Source organism: Hyphomonas sediminis (assembly GCF_019679475.1).
Lineage (GTDB): Bacteria > Pseudomonadota > Alphaproteobacteria > Caulobacterales > Hyphomonadaceae > Hyphomonas > Hyphomonas sediminis.
In genome coordinates this window covers 1,110,229-1,131,930 of record NZ_JAIEZP010000001.1, presented here as the reverse complement: position 1 = coordinate 1,131,930, position 21,702 = coordinate 1,110,229, and the positions used below count along the sequence as shown (strand labels likewise).

Sequence of the window (21,702 nt, the reverse complement as noted above, 5' to 3'; positions counted from 1 at the left end):
AGGGAAATATAGGTGCGTCAGCCTTCGACAAGTCCAATGACAAGTTCTTGAGTGAGCAGCTCTGGAAGAATTTGCGGTTCGCTCGCCCCCGCGGGGTACCAGAGATACATGGGTACACCCGCGCGTCCGCGCAGCTTCAGCTCCTCTGAGATCAGCGGATCCTTTTGCGTGAAATCCGCCACCAGGAAGGCCACATCGGCATTCGTGAACGCTTCCTGCACTTTGCGGGTCTTAAGCGTCGTAAGCTTGTTCACTTGGCAACTCGCGCACCAGCTCGCGGTGAAGTCCACAAACACCGGGCGGCCTTCAGCCAGCTTTTCGACGACTGTCTCCGGGCTCCAGGCAGCTTCGCCATAGGTCCCGGTAAACGCCGCCTGGCTACTACCGGATATGGCTGCCTCAGGCACATTTGCCTGAACCGCCGGATAGATAAATGCAGCGCCCAGCGCGACAATCGCCAAGCCGCGCCGAACGGCCCCGCCCTGCCGGCCAAGCCAGACGGCAAAGACAAGCGCAGTCGCCCCGGCCAGGGTCCAGCCAGCGGCGCCAGCTCCCGCCAACCCCGCCACCACGGAAAGGAGCCACGCCGCAGTAAGAAACATCGGGAACGCGAACGCCTGCTTCAGCGTGTCCATCCATTTGCCAGGCTTGGGCAACAGGCGATGCAAGCCAGGTACGAAGCTGAGCACCAGAAAGGGCAGCGCCATACCAAAGCCCATCGCCAGGAACACAGCGATAACGGCTGGCGCAGGCTGGCTGATCACTGCCCCCAGGGCAGCGCCCAGAAATGGTCCAACGCAAGGCGCGCCCACGACAGCGGCCAATACACCGGTAAAGAAAGCCCCCGCAGCGCCGCTCTTGGCGGCCAGGCCGCCGCCCAGATTCTGAACGGACATACCAAGCTCAAAAAAGCCCATAAGCCAGAGGCCCACCGCGAACATGACGAGCGCCAGCACGGCCACCGTTGGCGCATGCTGCAGTTGGAAGCCAAGTGTCGCAAAGCCCGTCGCCTGACGGACCGCGAGCAGAGCCGTGCCCAGCGCAAGAAAGGAAACGAGCACACCTGCCGTATACCACACGCCATGGGATTTCAGCTCTCCGGCGTGGCCGGTGGCCGCCGCCTGCACCATGCCGATTGCCTTCATTGAAAGCACCGGCAGGACACAAGGCATGAGATTGAGGATCAGGCCGCCAATGAAGGCAAAGAAAGCCAATGTCGCAATCCGTTCCCAGCCGAGAGCCGCCGGGTCCCCTGCTTCGGCGCTGGAACCTGCCCCCGTACTGGTGGGTGCCAGCGGAATATCTTTGTCGGCGGTTCCGGCGAAAACCTCTCCCCGTGTCGCAGCGATTTCATAGCCGACCGGTTCTGCGCCGGGCGCGTCTATCCGGATCACCCCTGCCAGCGTTTCCTCAACCTGGCCAAACTGGTCGGGCGTGAGAGAAAGCGTTGCTCCTTCCGGCCCTGCGCGCAGGTGCTGGGGGGCCGGATGGCTGATTTCGTGGCCAAACGGAAAAAAACGTATCTGCGCGCCTTCAGGAAATCCGCCCGGCTGGCGCAATGAAAGCGTCCAGGGCGTCACGGCGTCGTCAAATCTCGCTTCGCCGCCGAAAGCAGCCGGAACACGCGCTATCCATTGGCCAATCTCGGCGCCGCCTGCGGCATCTTCGATAGGCTCACCAACCGGCAGCGAAAGCGAAACATCCGCCGTTTCAGGGATGCAGATCGATTCACAGATCAAATAGTCGGCTTCGGCAACGATCCGGATCTCTCCACTGGCATCCGCAGGCACGGTTACCGGGAATGCGAAGACAACTTCGTCATCATAGCCATAGTCCATGATCTCGCCTTCCACGACGGGGATCACATGAGGCAACGGCCAGAGAAAATCGCCGACCGCACCGTCCGGCAGTGTCGTTCCTTCTTTGAGGATCAGCTGCGGCGGTAGTCCAGCATCGCCGGCATTGCGCCAGTAAATGTGCCAGCCTTCATCCATCGTCATCTTCAGGGCCGCGTAGACCCTGCTTCCGGGCGCAACGCTGACATGGTCTGCGATGAGCACCCCTTCAGCGCGGCGATCTTCCATCTGCGCCTCCGCAAGGCCGGCGGCCAGAAATAGGCCACAAGCCGCTATGGCGAGGCGCCGGAACAAACCTGTCATCCGCAACCGCTCCTTCAGAATTACAAGTCCTGCTTCATATGCGCTGCTGCTGGCAGACGGGAAACCCCCGCTCGCCGGTTCGTGATGCCGCGGAGGTGGGTATTGCCGCAAAAACAAACGGCCCTCCCGGACAGGGAGGGCCGCATGGTCTTGCTGACAGCCGCTTAGCTCAGGCTTCGCCGACCGGCGGCGTCCGCACAGCGCGGTTGACCACTTTCGACCAGTTGAGCAGCGAGACGAGGTGGGCATAACAGGCGCCAAGGGCGCCATTGTTGCGCAACTCGAGGAACTTCTCCGGATCCAGCGCGCTGAGGCGCTCTTCGGAAATTGCCCAGTAGTCTGCCACTTTCTGCACTGGACCCGTATTATTGCCCTGCTGATCACGCGGCTGGAAGGTCACCGACTTCTGCTCGAACAGGTCCATGTCCCGAATGAGCTTCACGAATTCCATCGTGGCACGGCGTTGACGCTCGAACTCTTTGCAGAACTCGATAGCATCGCTGGTGAACTGGGTCGGTTGGCCGTTTTGGAAGAACGGCACCTCCGGCTGGTTGGAAACCATTGGCGCAGCGCGGTCGACGCACAACAGCAGACGATCGGACCCTTCGTCAGCGGCAAAGACGAACGGGTAACGGCGAACAAAAGCCGGGATGTAATAGTCTTCAAGGACCATACCCTGCTCGTTCACATAGAGGTTCTGCCCCTGGCGAACACCCATGACGGCAACCGGTGTGCGGTCTTCGCCCACAAAGATCACCGGGTAGGAAGCGCCAGCGATGCCGAACTCGGTAACCGTCACCGGAACAGCGTGCGCTTCACGCAGGAAGCTGAACGGCTGCGGGATCTGTTTTACGCCGAGACCGCCGTGTTCTTCGGCCGAGAGCGGTTGCGGGTTCTTGTAGAACAGAACTTGACCGGAAAGTGCGGTTTGGCCGCCAGTCTGAATAGGCGTTGTCACGTTAAGTGGCTCCTCGAAATTTTGCCGGAGAAGTAACGGAAATAAACTATGGCCACAACACCCGAAACAGGCTCAATTGCAGTGAAAACCGAGTAATATAAGTGTCATGCCAGCCGTAAACAGACGCAGAACTGCCCAACTGTTCCCGGCTGGACTTTGTGCAGCCTTGATTTTTGCTGTCCTGCCTGTTGCCTGCACGCCGCGCGCCGATCCGGAAGGCACGCCTCGCCGCGTCGCACGAGAGATAGAGCGGACGCTGACAACTGTTGCCCAGAATGAGCTGACCCGCGATCCCGAACTGGGAACGCGCCTTGGAATTCCGCCCGAGGCAGCGGGATTTCCCTACAACCGCTATCTGACCGATCGCTCCCAGGCCGCGTACGAGCGTACTCGCCTTTCAAGGCTGGAAACGCGCGATCTGCTTATACGCGTCACACGCCCGGCTCGCGGCAGCGCTCTCGCGCGTGACCTCGACACGGTCATCACGGCCCACGAGATGGCTGAAACGCTTTTCATGGCTGGCCACGGCACCTCGAACCTGACGGCCTCCTATCCCTATGTCGCCGACCATACACGGGGCGCCTATCTCGAAGTGCCCGATCTGCTGGCCCGTTATCACCCGCTGCGAACGCCGGCAGACGCGCGCGACTTTGCAGACCGAATGGCCCAATTCGCAGACGCTATCGAGGATGACCGGCGGCGTTTGGAAGCCGACGCGCAGGCCGGCGCCGTGCCGCCTGCTCCGGTTCTGCGTCGAATGTTTGAACTGGCATCAGCAGCCGCAGCTGCACCGTCAGACCTGAGCCCCCCCGTCGTTACATTCGAAAATCTTGTGGCGGGCATTGATGGCCTAGACGAAGACGAGCGCGCGAGGCTGATCGCAGATGTCCGCCGCATCGCCGCAAGTAATGTGCAGCCCGCCTATCAGGCCTTTGCCGAGAGCGTGAACAAGCTTGCCAATACAGCCCCCGAACTGCCTGGCGTCTGGCAGCTGCCGGAGGGATCGGCCTACTACGCCGCCGCTCTCAAAGCCTATACCGGCGATGACGCATCTCCCGCCGGCCTGCATGAACGGGGCAAGCGCGAAGTCACAGCGCTCCTGTCAGAAACCGACAAAGCCCTTGCGGCGCTGGGCTTGACCAGCGGCAGCGTCGGAGAGCGCCTTGCCTTTCTCGCCGCGCAACCGGAACAAATCTATCCTGACACGGAAGAAGGCCGCGCCGCCCTGATTGGCCAGCTTATCACACATGCCGACCGCGCAAGGGCGGTCCTGTCCGAAGAGTTCGACTTTGCTGCCCCCGAACCGGCAGGCGTACGCGCCGTTCCGCCGGCTTTCGCGGGCTACCTTCCGGCGACGACCTATCTGCCCCAGGCGCTGGATGAAACTGCACCGGCCCGTATTGAAATCAATCTAACCCGCATGGCCGACTGGCCGGATTTCTCTCTCGCGGCGACTGCGTTTCACGAGCTTGTGCCCGGCCGCCACCTCGAAGGCAGTGTCGCCCACACAGAAGGAAACCTCCCCCTCGCCCGCCAGTTGATCTGGAACGCGGCTTACGGCGAAGGCTGGGCCGCCTATGCAGAAACGATCGCGGACGAGTTTGGTCTGTATTCAGAAGATCCCCTGAGCCGGATAGGCTATCTCCAGTCTACGCTGCTCGCGGCGGCCCGTCTCGTCGTTGATACCGGCATCCACAGCGAGCGCTGGACCCGCGACCAAGCAATTGCCTATCTCACAGAGACTACAGGCCTCAGCACGGAAGAATGCGCCGATGAAGTTGACCGCTACACCGTGCGGCCGGGATACGCGGCCGCCTACTGGCTAGGCCGCGAACGGATTCTGGACTTGAGGGAGCGCGCAATCCGCGTACTTGGCCCGAGATTCGACGCCAAGGCGTTTCACCGCATCATCCTGACGGGCGGCCCACGCCCACTCAGAATGGTCGAAGATGATGTCACCCGTTGGTACACCGCGCAGGTGGAGAACTAAGCCTCCGCCCTGCGCGGCATACCCCCGGCGGGAGAGAATGTGTTCAAGCTGCCAGGCGCACGGCTGGTTCCTGCGGAGCGCGGCACACCGGCATGAAACCGGCCTCCAGATCTGCCACCATCGACTTACGCGCCGCGCCGTCAAATTCCATCGCCAGGAAGACCGCATTGGCACCATAGCGCTCGGCTTCGGCCAAGGCCCAGATGGGCTGGATGTCGTGCGGACGCCCGGTCAGTTCCATGACCCGGTAAACACGCCAGCCACAGGCATCCTGCGCCGCAAAGATAACAACGCCAGCACTACGTGCCCAAGGGGCATCTGCCGCCGTCCGCTGGAATTTCCACGCTTTACCAGACCTACCGCGAAAGCTCACTTGACCGAACATGTTCCTGCTCCGTTCCCAATGAGTTGTTCCTATAATGTTCCATTTTGGTTCGCAAGAAGTTTTTAGTAAACAAAGAGTTAATTGGATACCGCAGAGTTAACCAATTCCCGCTTCAGAGGGTGTGAACAGGCTGTGGAAAAGGTGGGGACTGCGCTAACGCACAATCGAGAAGCGGCGGGTATCGAACACCCGCAAAACCTGCTTCAGCTCTCGCCCCCGGCGCAACACCTGACCGGCAGATCCGTATACCGCATACTGCCCCTGCCGATTCGCCAATGCCGGCTCTTTCTCGATTCGCCAGGTTGGACTTTCAGCGTGCCGCCGGAAGATTGCGAAGGTCGCCACATCGGTATCCATACCAATAGCGTAGTCGCGCGCCTCGCCCGCAATCACGAGCCGACCATAGACATCCAAGATGGGCTGGAGTTCGGCCTTCTGGAAGGCGACCACCGGCTCCGGCGCAGATTTCCTGTGGAAAGAATCCGTCATATCGATTACAGTTTCGTCACAGCTTGAGCGCCGCGTCCAGCCCCTCGCGCAACTTACGCAGAATTAATCCCGCTTCCGCTTTTTCACCGCAATTCGGCCTTGTGCACGCCGCATCGGGCAGCCATCTTGGCCTTGTCGGACGGAGGACGTTGACAAGCGCCCCGGACCCATCAGCCCCCCCAGCCCCCTGGGGTGTTTGTAGAGCCACCGTCCGACACCTTACTCCCCTGAAAATAAAGACTTTTAACTTGGGTCGTGGCGGCACGCTTACGCGTGCTTTTGTGGCAGCCGGTCAAGGAACGGTTTAACGAATCGCCCGGCGGTTCGTCCGAGTCCGGACGCATGTGAAAGACGACGATCAATAAACGACTCAAGGTCTTCCGCTGACGGATTATCGGCCCAGTGCAGCACGATGGCGGGAATGACGCTGGCGAGCAGGCCTCGCTTGGAGAAGCGGTTATAATCTTCCGAGGCATCACCTGCCGCTGTCCAGACCATGTCGGCAACTTTCCAGCTGCGCTGCAATGCAGGCCCCGCGCCCCAGGGCAGGAAGCCGCGGCTCGCGGCCCGCCGAACAGCTTCCCGGTGCGGCTCGAGCGCTTCGAGCCAGGCGAGGACGCCGCATTTCACCTTTTCAGGCACGCGCAGACCCTCAAAATCTTCCCCTTCAAGAGCCGCCTTGGCCGCAGTCTCTGCCTCGTCGAAAAAGCCATCGATCAGGTCGATCACGCCCCGCGGCGCGGCAAGCGCTTTTTCGCCCTCGGTCAAACCGGCCTTTTCGGCTGCTGCTACGGCCGCAACCTCGCTCCACCCCTCAAAAACGACCTCCGGCAGGAGGGCTTCCAGCCAACGGCGGCGAAGCAGAACGGAAGGCGGTGTCGTCATGTGTCGAATCCCGGCGCGAGGGGCTTGGCTAAAGGCATTTCCCCGTGATATAGGCGCCGCTTCTTAGGCTGTCAGGCCCGTAATTAACGAATTCCAGGGTGCCTGGCGCCCGAAAGAACCCGATGGAGAAGTCCCATAGTACAGATCGTCGTCCGCGATAACAACGTTGAACAAGCCCTGCGCGCTCTGAAGAAGAAGATGCAGCGCGAAGGCCTGTTCCGGGAAATGAAGGCCCGTCAGCACTTCGAGAAGCCCTCCGAGAAGAAAGCCCGCCAGCGCGCTGAAGCCGTGCGCCGTGCCCGCAAACTTGCTCGCAAGCGCGCTCAGCGCGAAGGCATCGTTTAATAAGATTACACTTGTAGTCATTCCCGCCCTGCGCTTTTATAAAAAGCGTACGGTTTGAAAAGGCGGGATTTATGACTTTCAGGGCTCTTCTTCTGTTCGCCGCGATCGCATTCCTTCCGGGAATCGCTCGCGGCGAAACTGTTTTGTGGCAAATCGCGCCGCAACTCTCGTCCGGCGCGGTCACCGGGCTGGACCTGACCCTCACCTTTCCTGGCGATGAAGATGGCGAAACCGCCCTCAGCCTGCCCGACAGGTGGGGCGGCGAAGCTCAGCTCTATCTCGGCCTCGATGCTATCACGGCGGAGGGCGGGGAAATCCTGCCCGCCTCCTCCCCCGCCGGGCTGATCCTTCATCACGCGCCCGGCGCGCAGATCACCCTTCACTGGAAAGTGCCCAGCGCGGGTAAAGGCCCGCCCGACAGCAAGCAAGGACGCGGAAACGATTACCGACCGCGATTCTCTTCCGACTACTTTTTCCTTCTCGGCCACACGGTGCTCATCCGCCCGGAACACCTCCCCGATGACACACCGGTCAGGATGGATCTCACCGCCTTCAGCCAGAGCGGCATACCCTTCGTTTCCGATCTTGAGCATGGCACCCATGGCCGCGCCATGGATCTCGGAGACCTGCATTCCAGCGTTCTGTTCGGCGGCGGCATCCGCATCATCGACGCAGGCAATGGTGGCCGCCTCGCCCTCACCGGAAAGCTGGACCACATCACCGACGAAGAATGGAAATCCTCATTCGTCCACATCTCGGCCGATCAGCGCGCCTACTGGCAGACCGAGGACGAACCCTTCCTTGTGACGGTCATTGCATCCGATATGGGCCCGCGCGCCATGTCTATTGGCGGCACGGGGCTTGGCGACGCCTTCGCCCTTTTCGTCTCGCAGAATATGGACCTTGATACCGGCTTGCCCGTTATCGCGCATGAAATGATTCACAGCTGGGTGCCTGGCCGCATCGGCCGTATGCCTGAAGAGAACGACGCGGGCGCCTATTGGCTGTCTGAAGGCTTCACGGACTGGACAACCTTTCGCACACTCGCGCGCGGTGGGCACTGGTCGCCGGAGCGATTTGCAGAAGGATTCAACCGGTCACTGTCTGCTTACGACCTGTCAGATTATCGCAATGCCCCCAACACGGCGATCATCCGTGACTTCTGGACCACCCCCGAGATCGGCGACCTTCCCTATCAGCGCGGCATGCTGATTGCGACATGGCTGGACGCCGGGGTACGCGCGCGGACACAGGGCAACAAGGATTTCGACGACATCCTGCTTGCCATGCAGGCCGCTTCCCGCGCAGCGCCAAATGCTCAGGCCACGGACCTCCTGCTGGCGGCTCTGCTTGAAGAAAGCGGATGGGATGCACGCAGCGCCATTGAGCAAATGGCGGAAGCTGGCAACGATATCCCGCTGGCGGAAGACACGTTTGCCCCTTGCGGGGTAATCATCACGGAATCCAAACCCGTTTGGGAGCGCGGCTTCAATTTCGAAGCAACGCGCCGCGCCGGCTGGATTATCCAGGGGGTCAAACGCAACAGTGCCGCCTGGGCGGCTGGCCTGCGCAATGGCATGCACATCACCAACTGGTCCGAAACCAGCCAGGACAGGCTTAACCCGACCGAGAAAACTGCAACCGTAAGCCTGGCCGGAACGAGTGCCGACATCACCTGGCTACCCATCGCCGCCGAGCCGCGGCCCGTCCGTCGTCTGAAAATCTTTGAAGACCTCTCGCCGGAAGCGGCCGACGGGTGCCGCAAGCGATTGGCAGGCCTTTAAGGCTGAGTCGCTTTCGGCTTGCCTTTCAGGCCGACGGCGCGCTTCACCATGCCGCCCAGTTCTCCGATCCCGGCGCCATGCACGGCGCCGGCTCGGTAGACCTTGGTCGCCAGCCAGACCGCCAGCGCGGTCACCAGTATCATCAACCCCATCTGCGCCAGCACTTCCCACATCGGCGGGTCATGCGGCATCCGCAGGATCAGCAGGAACGGCGTAAAGATCGGCACCCAGGCTGCAATATCCACGATAGGTGAGCCCGGGTCCTGAAACGCCACAAAGATAGCAAACATCGGCAGCATCAGCAGGATCATCATCGGGCTGAGCAGCGTCTGGGCTTCCTGGATCGTGTCACATAGCGACCCCAGCGCCATGAACAGCACGCCATAGAGAATGTACCCCAGCACAAAGCTCACCAGAGCTGGGATAAGAAGCTTCGGATCTGTCGCCGCAGCAATGAATGGCTGGATCATGTCGGCCATGCCCGGCACCTGGCTTGCCGAAATCGCTGAACCGACGATGCCGAACAGTGACCAGGACAGCATCATGGTCGAGGTTACTGCAAACACGGCGAGCAGCTTGCCCGCCAGCAATTGCGGCAGCTGAACCGAGGTCAGCAGCGTGTCGAAGATCTTGTTGGACCGTTCCTCAATCGTCCCCATCAGCAGGTACTGGATGATCGAGAACACCATCAGCCACAGGAAATAGGCAAGCGCGGCCGAGACAATCGCCGGCGCCCGGTCTGCCATGGTCACCTGCGCGCCGCTTTCGCCGGCCTTGGTCGCTGTCAGACGGAAGGCGGGAACCTGTACGGCCCCTTCATCTGCCTGCCTCAGGAAATCCGCATCCAGACCAGCCGCCGCCAGCGCGTCGCGCCGGCCGAGGTCCCGCATCGCAATCTCCGCGGCGCTGCGCAGCGAGTCGATGTTGACGTCATTGCTCCAATATTCGAGCTGGCGGCCATCTTCGGAAAGGATGAACACGGCAAATAGCGGCTTCTCGCCCGCCGGGCCTGCAACAGTGCGCTCGCCGGTCAGCCAGGGGCGCAGCTCTTCAAGCGTTTGCGCAGGCGGAGGCACCGCGAAATACTTCCGTCCGCCCGTCGCGTCTTCAATCTGATGCTGTGCCTCATCGAGCGGAATGTTCATCTGCTCGGCCAGCGCCCTTGCTTCCTTGACGGCTTCCTCTGCGCGGCGCTGGAACTCACCTTCGATGGCCCCGGCATACACATCCGATGGTTCGACCACGGCGTAATAGCGCACCGGCGATGCCGTTGCCGCGAAATAGCCAAAGCTTGCCCCGATCACGAGGAAGATCGGCACCGCCGCAAGGCTCAGCCAGAAGCCCCAGGCTTTGACATAGCCAAGATAATCGCGCCGGAAGATCAGATAGATGTTCCGCATCACACAGTCTCCCCTTGGGCGGCCACGGGCACATCAAGCGAGGCGGCTTCCGCCTCCCCCACCAGTGAAACGAACACATCACGCAAACGCGCTTCTTCAGGCTGGAAGCCGATCACCGGCGCGCCCGCTTCCAGCACGGCCCGCAGGGCATCCTGCGCGCCCCTGCCCGGCGCAAGTTCCACCCGCCAGGCCTCGCCCGGCCCCTTATCGGCCGCGCGCTGCACTTCAAATCCCTTTGGCGTCAGCGCCGCGATCAGATCGAAGCCCGGCTCCAGCGTGATCCGCGCGCCGCTGCCCAGCGTCGCATAGGCTTCGTCCAGCGTCCCATCGAGCACTTTTCGGCCCCGCGCCAGCATCACGATCCGGTCGCACAGCCGCTCAGCGTGCTCCATCACATGGGTGGAAAACAGGATCGTCGCCCCGCGGGCGTGTTCCGCCCGGATCAGGTCTTCCAGCGTCTGCTGGTTCATCGGGTCGAGGCCGGAGAACGGCTCGTCCAGGATCAGGAAGTCCGGCCGGTGAGCCAGCGTCGACAGGATCTGAACCTTCTGGGCCATCCCTTTGGAGAGCTTCGAAATGCGGGTTGTGCGAAACTTGCCGAGCCCCGTGGTCTCAAGCAGCTCATCAGCCCGCGCCCGCGCATCACTGGCGCTCATGCCCTTCAGGCGCGCGAAATAGGTGATCGTGTCGCGCGCGGTCATTTTCTTGTAGAGCCCGCGCTCCTCCGGAAGAAAGCCGACCCGCTTCAGACTCTTCAGCTCCGGCGCCGCGCCGAACAGGCGCACCTCGCCCTCATCCGGCGCCATAACCCCCAGAGACATGCGCAGGCTGGTCGACTTCCCGGCCCCGTTGGGGCCCAGAAAGCCAACGATCTGTCCGGCAGGCACTTCAAACGAAAGCCCGCTGACGGCGGTAAAACCGCCGAATCGCTTGGTTGCATTGGAAAGGGTGAGTGGCGCGTCGCTCAAAGGCGGCCTCCTGAAATCGGCATCGTCTAGAACTTTAGCGATTTTCGATAAAGTTCAAGAGGTATGCCGAAGAAGGCTTTGCGACCGGGTTAACCCCGCGCCGAATTCCTCAAAGGAAGACGTTGAACAGCCAGATAAAGCCCTGCACGATCAGCGCGAGGACGATCATCACCACCACTGTGGCCATCCAGCGGCCGCCCAGGTTCATGAAGATGCCGGCGCCAAAGCCGAGGATCGCCATCAGTCCGAGGGCAACAACCCAGTGCAAGCCGATTGCGATGGCCAGGGCAGCGTAGCCCAACGTCATGATGATGATCAGCGACCCCCAGACGGAGCCGACCATAAAGCCATCCCAAGTCGCCTTCTGGGCGTGGATGTCCATTTCACCGCGATGATATTCCTGGCTCGCCATGAGGGCCCCTCCACGTCTTGGAATTACAGGTCGCCCGCCTTCTAACCAAGGCGCTCCCGGCGTTCAAGCGCGGCAAAGCGCGCGGGGTTCAATTTAGAGGCTGTTTCCGCTTGGCGGCCTTCGGCGGCTTGGGCGCAAAGGGGGCCGGCAGCGGCAGGGCGGCAATGCCCTCCTCGGCCAGCGCTTCGCGCTCATCGGCCGTTGTCTCGCCCCAAATCGGGCGGTCTTCCTGCTCGCCATAATACATCGCGCGGGCTTCTTCGGCGAAATCGTCGCCCACATAGTCGAAGTTCTTCGACACATGTTCCCGCGCCTTGCGCACGAACTCTTTCAGCGCCGCTTCCTCTTCGGCCCGCGCCGGCAATGCCTTATCAGATGGGCGCACAGCCGGCGCCATGATCTGCTTGCCCACCTTGTGGCCACCGCATTCCGGACAATCGATCTGGCGCCGCTTGGCTAAACGCTCAAAGGCTTCGGAGCTGGCAAACCAGCCCTCAAACTCATGATCGCAATCCTGGCAGGCAAGGGCGTAGAGAATCACTGCGGGGCAGTCCCTTCACGCGCTGGCGAGCATTGGGTCGAGCTTGCCCGCCCGGTCGAGCGCGATCATGTCGTCGCAACCGCCGATATGCTGGTCGCCCACGAAAATCTGCGGGAAGGTCCGCCCGCCATTGGAGCGCTGGATCATTTCCTCGCGCAGCTTCGGGTCCATCCCGGCATCGATCTCGTTGAGTTCGACGCCCTTCTCCTTCAGCACCTGAACAGCCCGCGTACAGTAGGGGCAGAACGCTCGGGTATAAATCGTCACCTTCGCCATGGCGCCAAATCCTTTCATATCATCGGGACCACTCGGCATATACTGGCGCCGGAGGTCTCGCCAAACGATTATATGGTTACGTCCACCTCGCGGACAACGCGCGCCAGCACGAGAACGTCGATCTGCCGCGCTCCTGCCCGCTTCAGGGCGCGCACACAGGCGTTCAGGGTAGCGCCAGTCGTCAGCACGTCATCGATCAGCAAGATGCGCTTTCCCTCAACCAACTTGTGGCGGCTGGCGCGCACATCAAACGCGCCGGTCACGTTGCGCCGCCGCGCACGGTTGGAAAGGCCCGCCTGGCTCGGTGTCCGCCGGGTACGTTTCAGCGCGTCCACACAAACTCGCCTGCCCGTCCCTTTGCCGACAGCCTGCGCCAACCAGGCGGACTGGTTGAAGCCCCGCTTAATCAGCCGGGTATAGTGCAACGGCACTGGCACGATCAGATCCGCTTCTTCCAGAAGCTGGCTGCCCGAACGCGCCATCCAGCCTGCCAGGATTTCCAGCCCGTCACGGCGGCCCGCGCGCTTCAGGTCCAGCACTGGCCTCCGGGAAACCTCATCATACACGAATGCCGCGCGCGCCCGGTCCCAACGCGGCGGCCGCGCGATACAGGCCGGGCATTCCGCTTCGGGGCCAATATCATAGTCGAGCGGCACGCCGCACCAGTTGCACACCGGATCGGTCAGGAAACGTATCTTCTGGAACTCTTCGGGCTTCAGCGGGCCAGCGCCCTCGCCACGATCCCCACTGATCAGAGACCTGGGCGGCCAGAGGAAATCCCGGGCCTGCCGCAAAAGTCCCTTGGCCGCGAGGCGGCCAGCCTGCATATCCCCGCTCATGCTCCCCTCCTCTCAGGCTCCTGCTCCGCCCCAGATCTTTGACGCAGCCCGGCTGCGGCAACACCGGCAGGTCTTTGCCCAGCGGTTTGACGACTATGACTTCCTCAGGCAGCGGGTGTCGAGCGATCTTGAGGCGCGGCTGGCCGATACGCCGCGCCGCTTCGAGGCCGGGCTTGAACTTGGCGCCGCTGACGGCAGCCTGTCGGCAGCGCTCATGGCACAGGGCAAGGCCGCCAGCATGGTCGCCGGGGATACCTCGGACGCCTTCCTCGGTCTTGCCCGCCAACGCGGCCTGCAAACCGTCCAGGCAGATCCTGAAGCATTGCCGTTCGAGGCAGGTCAGTTCGACCTCATCGTCTCGCCTCTCGTGCTGCACTGGGTGAACGATCTGCCCGGCGCGCTGATGCAGATCCGGCGCGCTCTGAAACCGGACGGCTTGTTTCTCGGCGCCCTTTTTGGCGCGGGCACGCTGGCTGAACTTCGCGACGTTCTCAGCGAGGCGGAAGCCGAACTTGCCGGCGGCCTGAGCCCCCGCCTCTCCCCTCTGCCAGGGCTGCGGGATATGGCGGGCCTGCTCCAGCGCGCAGGCTTTGCCCTGCCCGTCGCGGACAGGGACACCGTCACCGTACGCTACCGGTCGGCGGCAAAGCTGTTTGAAGACTTGAAAGGCATGGGTGAGCGGGCCGCCTTCGCCCGGGGCGTCGGCCGCCCGCTGCCGCGCCGCGTGCTGTTTCGCGCGATGGAGCTATATCAGGAACGCTACGTCGAACCCGATGGCCGTCTGCGCGCCACCTTCGAGATCGTGCATCTGTCTGGTTGGGCACCCGGCCCCGGCCAGCCTCAGCCCTTGCGGCCGGGTAGTGCCAAAGCAAGCATGGCGGACGCTGTGCGTCGCGCCGGATCTTCTGACGAGAAATCCTGACAGGCTCAGAGGCCGACCAGATTATCCTCAATTGTCGAGTAAACATCGTCGTTGGCGCTTGCCACGGAGCTCATGCCCCCGACCACAGCCAGCACCACCAGCGCGGCGATCAAACCATATTCGACAGCGGTACTGCCTTTATCATCGCGCTTCCAGCGGCGCAGAAGGGGGGACAGCAGGCGCATCTTTGGTCTTTTCCGCTTGCTCCAGAAGCCAGTCGAACAGAGGAATATCTGCCGGTGGCGCCGGATACTCTCGCAGCTTTTCGGGCTCCACCCAGGCAATTGCCTGGCCTTCACGCGGGTGGATGTCCCCGGTCCAGCTTTCACACCCGTACAATGGCATCAACAGGTGAAAGGTGGGGTAAGTGAAGCTCGCAAATGTCAGCGGCTTCAGTTCCTCTTCCTTAACCGTAATCGACAGCTCTTCGGCCAGCTCGCGCACCAGCGCGGCCTCTGGCGTCTCGCCCGGATCAATCTTGCCGCCGGGAAACTCCCAGAGGCCCGCCAGCTGCTTTCCTTCCGGCCGCTGCGCCAGCAGGATACGCCCGCCGGGATCAACCAGCGCGGCCGCAACGACCAGAAGCAACTTGTGGCTCATGTCCGGTAGGCACCGTTGATATCGATATATCCATGCGTGAGATCGCAGGTCCAAACCGTCCAGGCCATGCCCGCCACGCCGAGGTCGACCCGGATCGTGAATTCATCCTTGGCGAAGACAGCGCTGGCGGCGGCCTCGTCATAGTCCGGTGCGCGCGCGCCATCTTTGGCCACCTGCACATCGTCAAACCAGATGGCGAGATATTCGGTGTCGACCGGCTCGAACGCCTTGCCGACCGCCATGACGATCCGGCCCCAGTTCGCGTCACCCGCAGCAATTGCCGTCTTGATGAGCGGCGAGTTTGCAATCGATTCCGCCACGATCTTGGCTGACAGGTGCGCCACGGCGCCTTCGACACGGATGGTCACGAACTTGCTTGCCCCTTCCCCGTCCTTGACGATCTGATGGGCGAGGTCGAGGCACACTGTCTTCAGCGCATGGGCAAAGGCCGGGAAGCGCGGGTCTTCGCGGCTCTCGATCGGAATGTCGCCCGTCGCGCCGGTGGCGAACACCATCAGCGTATCGGAGGTCGAGGTGTCGCCGTCTACGGTGATCGAGTTGAACGTCTCGTCGGTGATGTCCTCAAGGATGTCTTGCAACAGCGCTGGCGCGATGGGCGCATCGGTGAACACATAGGCCAGCATCGTCGCCATGTTCGGCGCGATCATGCCGGAGCCTTTGGCAATCCCGGCAAAGTTCGTCGGCACGCCGGCGAGGTCTACGGTCAGCCCGGCGCCCTTGGCATAGGTGTCCGTCGTCATGAAGGCGCGGGCGAGTTTCTCCCAGTCCGGCTTATCCAGCTTCAAGGCAAGGTCCGGGACGAACGCGCCGACATAGTTGGGATCGGCCAGCGGTTCGCCGATCACACCGGTAGCTGCCAGGAAACACTCTTCCTTCGCCACGCCAAGCGTTTCGACCATGGCTGCCAGCGTCGCTTCATTCTTCAGCACGCCTCTCGGGCCAGTGAATGCGTTGGAATTGCCGGAATTGACGACCAGCGCCGCCGCCTTCCCGCCGCCCTTTTCCAGCGCTTCACGGCACCAGCGCACATCCGCCGACGCCGTCAGCGATCGCGTATACACCCCGCCACAAGTCGTGCCCGGATCGAACGCCACCAGGAACACGTCATCGCGCTCTATACCCCGGCGCGCATAGAACCCACGGCTGCCAGCCACCGCCCTCAGGCCGCGAACATCGGGAAGCTTCGGAAAGGTTGCCGGTGCAAAGGGCGATGGTTTCAGGTTCACAATTCGTCTCCGGTAAGGGGGTTGCCCGGCACGGCAGGATCGCTTGCCGGGCTGTAGTTCTTGCCTGTCCCCTGCTCGATCACCGCTTCGGTGCGCAGCCGGCGCAGCACGCGGCTGACTTCGCTGAGTGTCAGGAAGGTCGCAATTTCGGGGCGCATTTCCTCACGTGTCTTGGGCGGCTCAGTGCGCCGGTCTTTCACTTTGAGGATGACCCAACCTTCAGGCGCCTGGAACGGTGCGGAGACCTCCCCCACCGCCGTATTGGCGATCATCACCGGATAAGGCTCAGGCAGGTTGTTGGGCGCCACATAGCCAAGGTCGCCATTCTCCATTCGGGTAGCGCTATCCTTGGAATTGTTGAACACGAGGCTCTCGAACGTCTCTCCCGCTTGGATGCGCAGCCAGACCTTCTCGGCCTCTTCCTCGGTCTCCGTCACGATATGCGCCACCGACACCTGGTCGTTCACCTGCTGCAGGCGCACCTGTTCGGAATACATCTTGTCGATCATCTCGTCAGTGACCTGCGAGGCCACCACGCTTTCGACCAGCAGGTTTCCGAGGATCCGCTCGCGCGCCATTTCCAGCCGGCGCACGCCCGCCGGGTCGCGGTCGAGATCCCGGCGCAGGGCTTCCTGCGCCATCAGCTTCTGGTCGATCAGCTGGTCGAGCACCTGTTTATAGGCCTCATCCTCGACCTTCAGCGCCGCGCCGGAGATCACCAGCCCCCGCGCCACTGCCTCCAATTCGACATCCGAGGTGTAAATTGCCTCACCATTGACCGTTGCGGCGACTTCCCGGTTCACCTCCCGGGGCTGTTCCACCCGAAAGCCCGAATCCGAACACGCCCCCAGCGCAAGCGCTGCGATCGAAACGCAAATGACTGAAAAATCAGCACTCATCCGGATCATCTGACTGTCCTCCCGGGCTGACGCCACCGCATTGACACCCCATGGCGGCGTTCTTAAGTCTGCCCCGCGCGCTGGTCGAGTGGTTTCATCCGGTAAAGGCGCGGTGGGAGAACCCGGAAAAGTCCTGTAAGATGTCTGTCAGGATTAGAAATTTTACCCGAATTAGTTGGTGCTACTTATATGCTTTCCATAGCCCGCAAGATTTTCGGAACCGTCAATGAGCGCAAGATCAAGCCGCTCAGGGCCCGTGTAAACCGGATCAACGCGCTTGAGCCGATCATGGAGGCCCTCTCCGATCAGTCGCTGAAGGGCAAAACGGCCGAGTTCCGCAAACGCCTGGCCGACGGCGCCAGCCTCGACAGCCTGCTTGAAGAAGCCTTCGCGGTTGTCCGCGAAGCTGCCAAGCGGACCAACAACATGCGCCACTTCGATGTGCAGTTGATGGGGGGCATGATCCTCCACTCCGGCGCCATCGCCGAAATGCGCACCGGTGAGGGCAAGACCCTTGTCGCCACCCTGGCCGCCTATCTCAACGCCCTCGAGGGCAAAGGCGTGCACGTCATCACCGTCAACGACTATCTCGCCCGCCGCGACGGCGAGTGGATGGGCCGCATTTACGCCGCCCTCGGCATGTCCACCGGCATCATCGTCCACGGCATCAGCGATGAAGAGCGCAAGGCCGCCTACGCTGCCGACATCACCTACGGCACGAACAACGAATTCGGCTTCGATTACCTGCGCGACAACATGAAATACTCGCTGGACCAGATGGCCCAGCGTGGACACCACTTCGCCATTACCGACGAGGTCGACTCGATCCTCATCGACGAAGCGCGCACCCCGCTGATCATCTCCGGCCCGACCGACGACCGCTCGGAGCTCTACATCGCTGTCGACGGCCTGATCCCGCGCCTTGAGGCCGACGATTTCGAACTCGACGAAAAACAGCGCTCGGTCGTGTTCACCGAAAACGGCACCGAGAAGATCGAGAACTGGCTGCTGGAAATGGGCCTGCTCGAAGGCTCGCTCTGGGAACCGTCCAACATCACCCTGGTTCACCATTCAAATCAGGCGCTGCGCGCTCACAAGCTCTACAGCCGCGACAAGGACTACATCGTCAAAGACGACCAGGTGATGCTCATTGACGAGTTCACTGGCCGGATGATGGAAGGCCGCCGCCTCTCCGAAGGCCTCCATCAGGCCATCGAGGCGAAGGAAAAGGTCGACATCAAGCCCGAGAACCAGACGCTCGCCTCGATCACCTTCCAGAACTATTTCCGCCTCTACAAAAAGCTCGCCGGCATGACCGGCACGGCGCTGACCGAAGCGTCCGAGTTTGCAGACATCTACAAGCTGGAAGTCGTTGATCTGCCCACGAACAAACCTGTTCTCCGGATCGACGAGGACGATGTTGTCTACCGTACCGCCAAGGCAAAGTACGCCGAGATCATTAAGGAAGTGCGCGCCGCCAACGCCAAGGGCCAGCCGATCCTGCTGGGCACTGCCTCAATTGAGAAATCCGAACTCATCTCCCACCTGCTCACCGCGCAGCGCATTCCGCACAAGGTGCTGAACGCGCGTCACCACGAGCAGGAAGCCTTCATCGTCGCCGAAGCCGGCGTTCCCGGCGCCGTTACCGTGGCCACCAACATGGCGGGCCGCGGTACTGACATCCAGCTCGGCGGCAACTTCGAAATGCGCCTCGAGCAGGAAAAAACCGCCAAGGAAAAAGCCCTTGGCCACGAACTCTCGGAAGGCGAAATCTCGCTGCTGTCGGCCCAGATCAAGGCCGACATCGAAGTCAAGAAAAAGCAGGCGCTGGACGCCGGCGGCCTGTATGTTCTTGGCACGGAGCGTCACGAAAGCCGCCGGATCGACAACCAGCTGCGTGGCCGCACGGGCCGCCAGGGCGACCCCGGCAAGTCGAAATTCTACATCTCGATCGAAGACGATCTGATGCGTATTTTCGCAGCAGACCGGATGGACGCCGTCATGCGCCGCCTGGGCATCAAGGAAGATGAGGGCATCACCCATCCCTGGATGAACAAGGCGATGGAAACCTCGCAGCGCAAGATCGAGGAACGCAATTACGAGATCCGCAAGAACGTCCTCAAATATGACGACGTGATCAACGATCAGCGGAAGGCCATCTTCGAACAGCGTTTGGAGTTCCTGCGTTCCGACGATGTCTCCGATGTGATCGAAGATATGCGCGACAGCGTGATCGATTCGCTCATTGCCCGCACGATGCCAGAAAAGGCTTATGCCGAGCAGTGGGATATTGCCGGCCTGGATGAGAGCCTGAAAACCGATTTCGCCATCGAGCTTCCCGTCCGCGAATGGGCTGCCGAAGAAGGCGTGGCTAACGAAGAAATCGCCGCGCGCGTTCGCGAAGCTGTCAACAAGCAGTATACTGACCTCATCGGCATGGTGGGCGAAGCCCAGATGCGCCGCATCGAAAAGCAGTTCCTGCTTCAGGTGCTGGACCTGCGCTGGCGCGAACACCTGCAGCAGATCGACCAGCTCCGCTCGGTCATCCACCTGCGCTCCTATGGCCAGCGTGACCCGCTTAACGAGTTCAAGCGCGAAGCCTTCAACCTCTTCGATGGCCTGCTGAACGAACTGCGCGCCACCGTCACCCGCTCGCTGATGCACATCCGCGTGCAACAGGCTCCGGCGCAGCAGCCAGCCACCGCGCCGCCGCCGCGTCCTGCGCCGGTTGCGCCGCCGCCCCAGCAGATGCACGAGACCAAGCTCGATCCCGATACCGGCGTCAACGAGATGGACCCGGACGATACCTCGACCCCGCCCGGCCAGCCACTCCATCAGGCTGAAGACGACTGGTCGAACACGCCGCGCAACGCCGCCTGCCCCTGTGGCTCGGGCAAGAAGTACAAATACTGCCACGGCGCCATCGTCCCCCAGAAAGCCTGATCGGCACTCTGAGAGCTGAGAGAAATTGCTGCGCCCCGCCCCTCAAGGCGGGGCGTACCCCGTTTCAGGGGGAAGCCGCGCGCGCTGGCGCGCGTTACCGTGCCTGTATGAAACAGATGCTCCCCCTTCTCGGCCTCGCCGCCCTTTTCGCCCTCCCAGCCCTTGCCGATGTGGAGCCCGCCGACGCCGCGCCTTTTGTCGGTCGCTACCAGATCGCCTTTCCGGACGGGGAAGATGTCATCGTCAACGTCCCGCAGGTCAGCTGCGATAATCCGGCGATCATCGAAGCGGTCGATGAAGACACGATCCATGTACGCACGCCCGGCGGCGATATGGGCAATTGGGATGTGAAGGCCTTCGACGGCCGCTTCCCCTGGTGGCGCGAAGATGGCGCCACGCTGGTCACCGATTGGGTGCGAGACGATGCGTTCCTGCTCGCTGGCAAGGACGCCTCCGGCATCCGCTCGGACTGGGCGCGCGCCAAACAATGGACCCGCTGCCCGGCGCTGACCGAGTAATCCTTGGAGGACGGTTGGAGTTTTTCGCCCCGCCGTTGGAGTTTTCCTTGGAGCATTTTTTGAGCTTTTTCGGTCGGGCGGCCTCAATTTTTTCCCCTGACAGGCGAGTGCCTATCCCGTGGATAAGTTCAGCCCTGTCGGCCCCGTCCGCCCCGCCGCGCAAGCCAGACACCGCCCAGGATCAGCCCGAAGGCCAACGCGGCATTCCAACTCTGTGTCTCGCGGAAGAACAGCCAGCCAAACGCTGCGCCTGCCACAGGTACAGAATAGCCCGTCAGCGACTGGAACGTTGCCCCTGCCCGGGCAATCAGGGCCATGTAGAGCGCCTGGGCGATGCCAGACGGGCCCAGCCCCAGACCCGCCACGGCCAGCCAATGGTGCCAATCGGCTGAAACGGCGGCCTTATCCACGGTAAACACGAGCGGCCAGGAAAGCACTGCCGAAACCGAGACAAACCCTGCCGCCATCGGGATCGCGTCCATCGTCGGGGCTGCCCGCGCAATCAGCGTGCTGGCCGAAAAGGACAGTGTCGCCATGAGGAGCAGCAGCTGCGCTGTCATGCTGGCCGATCCGAAATGCTGCACGGCTTCTGGCCCGAACAGGGCCACCACCCCGGCAAAACCGCAGAGAATTCCGAGGCCGGTATTCCGCGTCATCCGTTCATCGGCGAAGAAAAAGGTTGCCCCCAGCACCACAAAGACCGGCGCAGCGGCCGTGTAGAGGGCCGCCAGGCTCGAATCGACGCTCTGCTGGGCCACGGTAATCAGGAAGAACGGGACCAGCGATCCGGCGATCCCCATCGCCACGATGACGCCCCAGCGGCGCCGGTCGCTGAGTGGCGGCAGGCGTTTTCCCGTCGCCAGCATCAGGAGCAGCAGGAAGATGGCGCCCCCGGTCAGCCGGCCGGGCAACACCCATTCTGGCGGCAGGCCGGCGCCCGTGTCCTTGCCCACGGCAATCCGGGTCAGGCCGTAGGCGCCCGCCCACAGGATCGTCAGCGCGATGAAGATTAGCCAGACGATTGCGGGGCGCCGGGATGCTGCGACCGCCGGCGTCGAGGGCATTGTCATCGTTGTCCTCCCGCTGGTTGTCAGTCCCGGCCTTGAACACCTCCGGACTAGCACGCAGCTTGCAAGCAGCAA

Annotated in this window: 22 protein-coding genes; 6 read left to right on the top strand and 16 right to left on the bottom strand. The window is 62.1% G+C overall.

Translation table 11 applies throughout. From position 1 onward, the window contains the following. Window positions 1-17: 17 nt before the first annotated feature. Both K1X12_RS05820 and K1X12_RS05815 read right to left on the bottom strand, forming a co-directional pair. Window positions 18-2,159 carry a protein-disulfide reductase DsbD family protein gene (locus tag K1X12_RS05820; RefSeq protein ID WP_220986680.1) on the bottom strand — a complete coding sequence of 714 codons (2,142 nt, stop codon included), beginning with the start codon at window positions 2,157-2,159 and terminating at the stop codon, window positions 18-20. 169 nt (window positions 2,160-2,328) lie between these two features. After that, the gene (locus K1X12_RS05815; RefSeq protein WP_220986679.1) at window positions 2,329-3,117 is read right to left on the bottom strand and encodes a SapC family protein; all 789 of its coding nucleotides are present in this window, start codon (window positions 3,115-3,117) and stop codon (window positions 2,329-2,331) included. Window positions 3,118-3,283: 166 nt separating this feature from the next. On the opposite strand from K1X12_RS05815, the gene K1X12_RS05810 reads away from it, so the two are divergent. After that, complete coding sequence (locus tag K1X12_RS05810; protein ID WP_220986678.1) at window positions 3,284-5,107, top strand: DUF885 domain-containing protein; 1,824 nt, start codon at window positions 3,284-3,286, stop codon at window positions 5,105-5,107. A gap of 43 nt (window positions 5,108-5,150) precedes the next feature. On the opposite strand, the gene K1X12_RS05805 is transcribed toward K1X12_RS05810, so the two are convergent. The 3 genes from K1X12_RS05805 to K1X12_RS05795 form a co-directional block, all read right to left on the bottom strand. Next, the gene (locus tag K1X12_RS05805; protein ID WP_220986677.1) at window positions 5,151-5,492 is read right to left on the bottom strand and encodes a hypothetical protein; all 342 of its coding nucleotides are present in this window, start codon (window positions 5,490-5,492) and stop codon (window positions 5,151-5,153) included. Between the two features lie 153 nt (window positions 5,493-5,645). After that, entirely contained in the window at window positions 5,646-5,981 is a 336-nt protein-coding gene (locus K1X12_RS05800; RefSeq protein ID WP_220986676.1) for a DUF2794 domain-containing protein, read from the bottom strand. Between the two features lie 267 nt (window positions 5,982-6,248). Then, window positions 6,249-6,866: a COQ9 family protein gene (locus tag K1X12_RS05795; protein WP_220986675.1), complete on the bottom strand. Its 618-nt coding sequence runs from the start codon at window positions 6,864-6,866 to the stop codon at window positions 6,249-6,251. Between the two features lie 90 nt (window positions 6,867-6,956). On the opposite strand from K1X12_RS05795, the gene rpsU reads away from it, so the two are divergent. Both rpsU and K1X12_RS05785 read left to right on the top strand, forming a co-directional pair. After that, a complete protein-coding gene (rpsU, locus tag K1X12_RS05790) occupies window positions 6,957-7,211 on the top strand; it encodes a 30S ribosomal protein S21 (RefSeq protein ID WP_367179257.1) in 255 nt (84 codons plus the stop codon). A 71-nt stretch (window positions 7,212-7,282) separates the two neighbouring features. Continuing rightward, a complete protein-coding gene (locus K1X12_RS05785) occupies window positions 7,283-8,995 on the top strand; it encodes a M61 metallopeptidase family protein (RefSeq protein ID WP_220986674.1) in 1,713 nt (570 codons plus the stop codon). Here the strand turns inward: K1X12_RS05785 and K1X12_RS05780 are convergent. The 6 genes from K1X12_RS05780 to K1X12_RS05755 form a co-directional block, all read right to left on the bottom strand. Beyond that, complete coding sequence (locus tag K1X12_RS05780; RefSeq protein WP_220986673.1) at window positions 8,992-10,395, bottom strand: ABC transporter permease; 1,404 nt, start codon at window positions 10,393-10,395, stop codon at window positions 8,992-8,994. The genes K1X12_RS05785 and K1X12_RS05780 overlap by 4 nt on opposite strands. Continuing rightward, the gene (locus K1X12_RS05775) at window positions 10,395-11,363 is read right to left on the bottom strand and encodes an ABC transporter ATP-binding protein (protein WP_220986672.1); all 969 of its coding nucleotides are present in this window, start codon (window positions 11,361-11,363) and stop codon (window positions 10,395-10,397) included. The genes K1X12_RS05780 and K1X12_RS05775 overlap by 1 nt, the downstream gene beginning before the upstream one ends. Window positions 11,364-11,472: 109 nt before the next feature. Beyond that, on the bottom strand, window positions 11,473-11,775 hold the full coding sequence (locus K1X12_RS05770) for an aa3-type cytochrome c oxidase subunit IV (RefSeq protein ID WP_220986671.1): 303 nt from the start codon (window positions 11,773-11,775) through the stop codon (window positions 11,473-11,475). Window positions 11,776-11,863: 88 nt separating this feature from the next. Further along, complete coding sequence (locus K1X12_RS05765) at window positions 11,864-12,316, bottom strand: DUF1178 family protein (RefSeq protein WP_220986670.1); 453 nt, start codon at window positions 12,314-12,316, stop codon at window positions 11,864-11,866. Between the two features lie 15 nt (window positions 12,317-12,331). Beyond that, window positions 12,332-12,592, bottom strand: coding sequence for a glutaredoxin 3 (grxC, locus tag K1X12_RS05760; RefSeq protein WP_220986669.1), 261 nt, complete (start codon window positions 12,590-12,592; stop codon window positions 12,332-12,334). A 68-nt stretch (window positions 12,593-12,660) separates the two neighbouring features. Then, window positions 12,661-13,431, bottom strand: coding sequence for a ComF family protein (locus K1X12_RS05755; protein ID WP_225907887.1), 771 nt, complete (start codon window positions 13,429-13,431; stop codon window positions 12,661-12,663). Here K1X12_RS05755 and K1X12_RS05750 point away from each other — a divergent pair. Then, window positions 13,430-14,353, top strand: coding sequence for a methyltransferase domain-containing protein (locus K1X12_RS05750; protein ID WP_220986668.1), 924 nt, complete (start codon window positions 13,430-13,432; stop codon window positions 14,351-14,353). The genes K1X12_RS05755 and K1X12_RS05750 overlap by 2 nt on opposite strands. 5 nt (window positions 14,354-14,358) lie before the next feature. Here the strand turns inward: K1X12_RS05750 and K1X12_RS05745 are convergent, their stop codons facing one another. The 4 genes from K1X12_RS05745 to K1X12_RS05730 are packed head-to-tail and all read right to left on the bottom strand — an operon-like array spanning window position 14,359 to window position 17,108. Continuing rightward, window positions 14,359-14,538, bottom strand: coding sequence for a Flp family type IVb pilin (locus K1X12_RS05745; protein WP_220986667.1), 180 nt, complete (start codon window positions 14,536-14,538; stop codon window positions 14,359-14,361). Continuing rightward, complete coding sequence (gene mutT / locus K1X12_RS05740) at window positions 14,495-14,953, bottom strand: 8-oxo-dGTP diphosphatase MutT (RefSeq protein WP_220986666.1); 459 nt, start codon at window positions 14,951-14,953, stop codon at window positions 14,495-14,497. The genes K1X12_RS05745 and mutT overlap by 44 nt, the downstream gene beginning before the upstream one ends. Beyond that, window positions 14,950-16,200, bottom strand: a complete 1,251-nt coding sequence (gene argJ, locus K1X12_RS05735) for a bifunctional glutamate N-acetyltransferase/amino-acid acetyltransferase ArgJ (RefSeq protein WP_220986665.1) — start codon at window positions 16,198-16,200, stop codon at window positions 14,950-14,952. The genes mutT and argJ overlap by 4 nt, the downstream gene beginning before the upstream one ends. Then, a complete protein-coding gene (locus K1X12_RS05730; protein WP_220986664.1) occupies window positions 16,197-17,108 on the bottom strand; it encodes a peptidylprolyl isomerase in 912 nt (303 codons plus the stop codon). The genes argJ and K1X12_RS05730 overlap by 4 nt, the downstream gene beginning before the upstream one ends. A 180-nt stretch (window positions 17,109-17,288) precedes the next feature. Between K1X12_RS05730 and secA the strand changes: the two genes are divergently transcribed. Both secA and K1X12_RS05720 read left to right on the top strand, forming a co-directional pair. Beyond that, on the top strand, window positions 17,289-20,042 hold the full coding sequence (gene secA, locus K1X12_RS05725) for a preprotein translocase subunit SecA (protein ID WP_220986663.1): 2,754 nt from the start codon (window positions 17,289-17,291) through the stop codon (window positions 20,040-20,042). Between the two features lie 116 nt (window positions 20,043-20,158). Next, on the top strand, window positions 20,159-20,560 hold the full coding sequence (locus K1X12_RS05720) for a hypothetical protein (protein WP_220986662.1): 402 nt from the start codon (window positions 20,159-20,161) through the stop codon (window positions 20,558-20,560). Window positions 20,561-20,688: 128 nt separating this feature from the next. On the opposite strand, the gene K1X12_RS05715 is transcribed toward K1X12_RS05720, so the two are convergent. Then, entirely contained in the window at window positions 20,689-21,630 is a 942-nt protein-coding gene (locus K1X12_RS05715; protein WP_220986661.1) for a DMT family transporter, read from the bottom strand. Window positions 21,631-21,702 lie beyond the last annotated feature (72 nt).

Bases quoted from the DNA above. Each gene is read 5' to 3' on its own strand.
- K1X12_RS05800 (WP_220986676.1), bottom strand. From the start codon at position 5,981: ATGACGGATTCTTTCCACAGGAAATCTGCGCCGGAGCCGGTGGTCGCC.
- K1X12_RS05730 (WP_220986664.1), bottom strand. From the start codon at position 17,108: ATGATCCGGATGAGTGCTGATTTTTCAGTCATTTGCGTTTCGATCGCA.
- K1X12_RS05795 (WP_220986675.1), bottom strand. From the start codon at position 6,866: ATGACGACACCGCCTTCCGTTCTGCTTCGCCGCCGTTGGCTGGAAGCC.
- mutT (WP_220986666.1), bottom strand. From the start codon at position 14,953: ATGAGCCACAAGTTGCTTCTGGTCGTTGCGGCCGCGCTGGTTGATCCC.
- K1X12_RS05780 (WP_220986673.1), bottom strand. From the start codon at position 10,395: ATGCGGAACATCTATCTGATCTTCCGGCGCGATTATCTTGGCTATGTC.
- K1X12_RS05720 (WP_220986662.1), top strand. From the start codon at position 20,159: ATGCTCCCCCTTCTCGGCCTCGCCGCCCTTTTCGCCCTCCCAGCCCTT.
- K1X12_RS05785 (WP_220986674.1), top strand. From the start codon at position 7,283: ATGACTTTCAGGGCTCTTCTTCTGTTCGCCGCGATCGCATTCCTTCCG.
- K1X12_RS05715 (WP_220986661.1), bottom strand. From the start codon at position 21,630: ATGACAATGCCCTCGACGCCGGCGGTCGCAGCATCCCGGCGCCCCGCA.
- K1X12_RS05745 (WP_220986667.1), bottom strand. From the start codon at position 14,538: ATGCGCCTGCTGTCCCCCCTTCTGCGCCGCTGGAAGCGCGATGATAAA.
- K1X12_RS05805 (WP_220986677.1), bottom strand. From the start codon at position 5,492: ATGTTCGGTCAAGTGAGCTTTCGCGGTAGGTCTGGTAAAGCGTGGAAA.
- grxC (WP_220986669.1), bottom strand. From the start codon at position 12,592: ATGGCGAAGGTGACGATTTATACCCGAGCGTTCTGCCCCTACTGTACG.
- K1X12_RS05755 (WP_225907887.1), bottom strand. From the start codon at position 13,431: ATGAGCGGGGATATGCAGGCTGGCCGCCTCGCGGCCAAGGGACTTTTG.
- K1X12_RS05820 (WP_220986680.1), bottom strand. From the start codon at position 2,159: ATGACAGGTTTGTTCCGGCGCCTCGCCATAGCGGCTTGTGGCCTATTT.
- K1X12_RS05770 (WP_220986671.1), bottom strand. From the start codon at position 11,775: ATGGCGAGCCAGGAATATCATCGCGGTGAAATGGACATCCACGCCCAG.
- K1X12_RS05750 (WP_220986668.1), top strand. From the start codon at position 13,430: ATGCTCCCCTCCTCTCAGGCTCCTGCTCCGCCCCAGATCTTTGACGCA.
- secA (WP_220986663.1), top strand. From the start codon at position 17,289: ATGCTTTCCATAGCCCGCAAGATTTTCGGAACCGTCAATGAGCGCAAG.